This is a genomic window from Bacillus sp. JJ1127, from assembly GCF_036965845.1.
In the GTDB taxonomy this organism is placed as follows: Bacteria; Bacillota; Bacilli; order Bacillales; family Bacillaceae_G; genus Bacillus_A.
Genome location: NZ_JBALQK010000415.1, coordinates 1 through 4,417, shown reverse-complemented (window position 1 = coordinate 4,417; position 4,417 = coordinate 1). Strand labels below are relative to the sequence as shown.

Annotated in this window: 2 protein-coding genes; one reads left to right on the top strand and one right to left on the bottom strand. The window is 31.7% G+C overall.

What is annotated here, in order from left to right:
- Positions 1-1,352, bottom strand: a 1,352-nt coding sequence (locus tag V7183_RS25350) for an XRE family transcriptional regulator (protein WP_438825202.1), incomplete at its 3' end; no start/stop codon positions are given.
- A gap of 937 nt (positions 1,353-2,289) precedes the next feature.
- On the opposite strand from V7183_RS25350, the gene V7183_RS25345 reads away from it, so the two are divergent.
- Positions 2,290-3,999 (top strand): hypothetical protein, encoded by a 1,710-nt coding sequence (locus V7183_RS25345; protein ID WP_335361259.1) that lies wholly within the window; start codon positions 2,290-2,292, stop codon positions 3,997-3,999.
- Positions 4,000-4,417 lie beyond the last annotated feature (418 nt).

The following is a 4,417-nucleotide window of genomic DNA, read 5'->3' as shown; positions in this document are numbered from 1 at the left end:
TAATTCTTAAACCAATTACGTTCTCCTATCTTTGTTTCATCCAATTCCTCTGCATATGCCCAATGTGAAATTACATTTTCCTTTTCTAAATCAATTAAAACATTTTCTAGTTGTTCTCGGATTCGGTATGGGCGTCCATTCGTAGTTTTGATACCCATTACAGATAGTAAACCTTTTTCTCCACCAATGGAGTATGGTCTTTTTAAAGTACTGTATTGCTGCCGGATTCTCCACTGCCATGATAAATAACGTATTAAACGTTTATGAAACTTGTGTCTATAGCTATTATATTCTAGTGCTTTTTTCGATAATAAAGCAGTTGTACTATTAGAACCATACAAATATCCTGATAAGAAACTACCTGGTTTAATCTTACAGGATTCTATTCCCATATATTCACTAGTATTCTTATCTCTCCATAACACTACAGAATCCAGTACGAATAGCCTTTTGATTACTTCACGTTTTACTTCGAATTGTTTCCCAGTTTCTGCTCGATCGTTCAGTACTACAACTTCATTATCATCATTCAAATAAATAAAGATACTAGCCAAAGCTGCAATACGTTGCGCTATTTTTATCTTATCTTCTGCACGATAATACTCTACACCATTTGCAGAAGCTTTTGGCATATTACACAATTCCAATACATTTTCATAACTAAAATCTATGAATTCGTCTGGAGATTTAGCTTGATTTAACCACTGAATTGTAATTGTATCCAAACAATCTGCTGTAAGGTCATCCATATTACTAATTACTCCATCAACCAATATAGACCATCTTTCTGCTTCGTTTGTGTTAACTAATCTTAAATCCTCGTCCTTATGTGAAGATAGTTGTGCAACTCCGCTTGAATTTTTCGTTTCTAATGGTAATACTGGTTTTGCTACTGCTTCATCCTCTTCAAACTGATTTTTTGCTATTCCATCACGTAATTGATAATACATCGCGTCATTACTTACAGGATAATATTCATCAGGTATATCTGCTATATGCTCTTTAACCTGACTATCTTCAAGATTTGAATTTTGGGTTGGTTCAACTGCTTCAGGTTTTTCTCCAAACTCTTGTTCAATGATCTTATCTAATACATTTTGAATCTCAATTTTATATTTATCCAGATTGGCATAAATGTTCAACAACGATACTCCTTGCTCTTGTTTCTGACCTAGCCAAGAAACAAGTGTTGAAAATGAAGGAGATATATTAGCTGATGTTACTAATTTATCGTGATTCTCTTGTACTTCATTATAATATTTATTCCATTTGGCCCATAACTGCTTATTTTCTTCATAAATTGGAGCAGCAAGTAGGAGGGCATCACTGAACAGTGCTAATACTTTCTCCATATTTAAATACCTCCTAACAATGTTAATAACAAATATAGTTTAAATCCTAACAATGTGAAACGTCATAGCTATATGATGGCTACATAACCTTTAAGTTGGAATATTATCAGAATAGTCAGTATGAACATCGGATTTTTTATACGTATTAATTGTAGAATCATTTAATTTCTTCTTTGCTTGTCTTTAATTATATAAAACTGCTTCTATTTGTAAAATGACTACTTTACAATACAATTTCAATTTTTAAAAGTAAATTAGCTATTTACACTGATTTTCTTCCTACAACTTAGAAAACTTGCTACATTAGGTTACAACCTTCACATGCCACCTGCTTCTCATTTAAAATCACATAGCTCTATTGTGGCTATAACCCATTACTTGAAATCATGTAGCCTTATCTTGGCTGCAACTTCTTATTCTTAATCATATATAGCTCTATTGTGGCAACAATTTTTTAATTCTTGAAACGTTATAGCTATATGATGGCTATAACTCTTAAAAAATGAAACGAGTATTCCCTGACAATCATTCTTCTAAAAAAAATTTCATTTTATGTTATTTAGTGATAAACGTTGATATAAAGCCATTTCATAAAATATGAAAGAAAACTTCATTAAACCATTATAGCTATATGATGGCAACAACTCTAAAACGAAATCAGCGCAAAAGCCTATAAAATCAATGGTTAATAAAGATTTAGCACAATCTATACCTCATTTCATATTCAATAAACTTCATAGACCTATGGTGGCAACAAACTTTTTTTTATGAAACGTCAAATCCCTTGTCGCACAAGGGATTAAGGCGCGTTTCATTTTTTTATTTTTCCTCTTAAAGGGACAGATTTCACCAACATTCGATTTGATATAATCAAAAATGAAATTCTATATCTAATTGTGGGGAAAACTGCAACTTAAAATAAAAGGAGGTGAAAAAGATGGCAAAACCTTTCGTTATAAAGAACAAACGTAGTTTAAATGGTGAAACAACAACACCAGTAATTGTAACAATTAAATCATGGCAAAAGTTAGTAGAAGCTTTGGAAGGTAAGTATTACAGTTTTAAAGATACTTATTTAGAAGGCATTGTGAAATCAATGTCCTATGAAGAAAGAATTGCAGATGAAGAGGGGGTTGTTGAACAAGCAAAGCCATCTTTTTCACTGAAAATGAAAAAAGTTTTAGATAAAGTAAGTGTATTTGATAAAAAAGAGGGAAGGAAACATAAGCTATATGGTATTACAAATGCTGATCTAGAAGTATTTCTATTTCTTCATAAAAAATGTAATACATATGGTGAGCTTTCTCATGTATCCATTCACATGCTTTGGGAGGATTATAAAAATTATAAAGAAGCATTTGCACATATTCATCATTCACAATTTTATGTGGCTTTGAAGAAGTTAAGTTTCCACAACATCATTACAATCGAAAATGAGTACAGTGGTAAATATAAAATTACCTTAACTGATTTTATGAATAAGGAAACGAATAAAGCAAATGCCTACACATTTATCAGCCCAATTGTATTTACAAAAGAATTCTTCGAGTTATCCATTGCAGCTAAAAAACTATTTATGGATGTAGCTATGCAACAAAAACGCGAAACTACCTTGAAACGTTCTCTATTTAAAGTTGATGAGCAAGGAAACTCAACTCATTTTGGTGGTATGTATCGTTACTTACATAAGAAATACCCACATCAGATTCGTGCCGTACTTAAGGAGTTAGAAACAAAACTATCTGCTACAGGATCTCCTTTATTTAAAATTTGCAAGTTAGAAAAAGGGAAGAAGAATAAAAAGCAATACACAACATTGCATTTATCTGTACATCCTGATTTCTTATGCGCTAAAGAAGAAGGAGCAGAATACCGTGATCCATTTACACCACGAGATACATATAAGCGTAAAGTTAAATTCATTGAGAACTTGTTAGTTGAAATGAATATTGCTGAATTTGCAAAGGATATGAACCAATTTATTAACGTTTTAAAACACTCTTGCCATCGTCAAATTCGCCAAGTAGTTCGTGGCTTACGAGAAATGATTGATCGACAAGAAGGGTATCCTAAAAAGCTTGTTTATACACTAAGTAAATTATTAAAGCAATCTTCACAATATCGTGTATTAGACACAGCTGCTAAAACTGGAATCTATCCTTTAATAACACACAATTTACCAAAGCATGAACAAGAAGAGGCCATTTTTAAATTTGGTACTCATTTTGCTATATACTCTTTACGAAATGTTCAAAAGCTATTCCGTAAAGCGCATGACCTGCTTCATGCGAAATATGCTGTACCTGTAACCATAGATGCTTACCAACGTAATTACATGCAGTATCAAGAGGAATCACTATTTAGAAAATATGCTTATGAGCAAGGAGTAAATATTAACGCATATACAGCATTAGAAATTGAAATTCGCGAACTATTAAAGTCTAGTGGGCATAAAGGAAAACAAATACCTAGTGATATTCGTGAACTGTTCATTGAAAAAATTGATAAATTGCCGCAGGAAAAGATTCGTATAATTGAAGTCCCTGAAGACTTTGATTTAATTCAGTTTCTACAGTCCTTAGAAGCATACTACCGTTCAACAAGTGAAACGCCACATACGGTTGATCAACTGCTTCAAGTAATGTAAAAGTAGCAGCCCTCCATTTTTGAAAAAAGCAAAAAAGGAGGGCTATTCGTGCTGGATAGAGCTTGTTGCATGGAATATGTTAAACGAAAAAGAGAGAAAGTCTTCAGTTTAGAAGACTTTCTCTCTCTATTTTTTATACAATTTCATGCAATAGTACATTAACATAATCAGTTATTCACAATAATATTATCCTTTGTTCAGAATTTTCAGTCCTAAAAAACGGATTTAATCTACATAAAAACATAAATATTTTTTATTATTCTGTAGATATCTTAATAATTCGGAACTGATGTGTATATTAATCTACCATAAGCCCCGTTTTAATCATGCTTCGTATATAAATCTACTTAAAATCAGAAATATTCGTGTTAGTATTGTTTATTAACTAAATTATGTTCATAATATGAATCGATTTGTT